The organism is Enterococcus sp. 3H8_DIV0648 (genome assembly GCF_002140655.1).
Taxonomy (GTDB): Bacteria; Bacillota; Bacilli; order Lactobacillales; family Enterococcaceae; genus Enterococcus_A; species Enterococcus_A hulanensis.
In genome coordinates this window covers 1,366,565-1,367,730 of sequence record NZ_NGLG01000001.1, presented here as the reverse complement: position 1 = coordinate 1,367,730, position 1,166 = coordinate 1,366,565, and the positions used below count along the sequence as shown (strand labels likewise).

Genomic DNA, 1,166 nt, shown 5'->3' with positions numbered 1-1,166 from the left:
GGGTTACCAGTATCGAGCAGCCATCAAAAAAGATTGGAAAAATTGCCGCTCAAAATCTTTTAGAATTGTTGAAGGAACCAAAGAAAATGCAGGAAATTATCGTTCCGTCAGATATTCGCTGGCGAAAGTCAGTTTAATTTCTGTCTCTTATACACATCTAGATGTGTATAAGAGACAGTATTGGAGGAATTGTTATGAGTTGGAAAACCCCAGAAGCGAAGGAAGAAGCATATAAACCTGTCTCTTATACACATCTAAAGGAAGAAGCATATAAACTATTACTATTACAGCAAAAAGCATTATTGGAGGGCGAAACAGATTTGATTGCAAATCTGGCAAACTCATCAGCATTATTGAATCAGACACTACAGGATACTGTATTCGCTGGTTATTATCTTTATAAAAATGACGAATTGATCTTAGGCCCATTCCAAGGAAATGTATCCTGTGTTCACATCGCCATGGGCAAAGGCGTCTGCGGTGAATCAGCAGAGAAGAATCAAACCTTGATCGTCGAGAATGTATTAGAACATAAGAACTATATTGCTTGCGATTCAGCAGCTCGTTCGGAAATTGTTGTACCAATGAAAAAAGGTGATCAGTTGATTGGAGTATTAGACCTAGATAGTTCAGAGATAGGTATGTATGATCAAATCGATCAATTCTATTTGGAGCAATATGTATCATTATTACTGGAAAACATCGGTTAAAATTACGAATGTTGCTTAAAAACACGCTTATTTCATAAATAACACCCTTAATGTGGTTTTTTAATCCACTTAATGCTACTATATAAGTGTAGTATAAAACGTTAATGAGGTGGTTGAATGAATAAAGAAGCGATTATTGTAGGGGAAAGCTATGAGTGCCGTAAGACTGATTTTGCTCGGCCGATCATTGGAGAGGTGATCCGTAAAGAAGCTAATGGCTGCATCGTAAATGTTGAGCGCTTTTACGGATTAGATGCAGATAAGATTGATCAAGTAAATGGTCAAGTATTGATCAAATATAGTGAAGTAGCAGGGATTATTTCTAGAGAATGTTTCTTTAGTTAATCGACCGTCCTGTTTTAAAAGCCCGCTTAGAAAGAATATTCTAAGCGGGCTTTTTGATATGACTTTAAGAGCTGGCTGATCCACGTTTATTAAATAACGTCGCCTTTTTTC

Annotated in this window: 2 protein-coding genes; both read left to right on the top strand. The window is 36.7% G+C overall.

Features of this window, described 5'->3' with window-relative positions:
- Positions 1-194 precede the first annotated feature (194 nt).
- Positions 195-710, top strand: coding sequence for a GAF domain-containing protein (locus A5875_RS06250; RefSeq protein WP_254911849.1), 516 nt, complete (start codon positions 195-197; stop codon positions 708-710).
- A gap of 117 nt (positions 711-827) precedes the next feature.
- Positions 828-1,055, top strand: coding sequence for a hypothetical protein (locus tag A5875_RS06245; RefSeq protein ID WP_088932805.1), 228 nt, complete (start codon positions 828-830; stop codon positions 1,053-1,055).
- Positions 1,056-1,166: the final 111 nt, after the last annotated feature.

Excerpts from the sequence above, each read along its gene's own strand:
- A5875_RS06245 (WP_088932805.1), top strand. The coding sequence starts at position 828 with ATGAATAAAGAAGCGATTATTGTAGGGGAAAGCTATGAGTGCCGTAAG.
- A5875_RS06250 (WP_254911849.1), top strand. The coding sequence starts at position 195 with ATGAGTTGGAAAACCCCAGAAGCGAAGGAAGAAGCATATAAACCTGTC.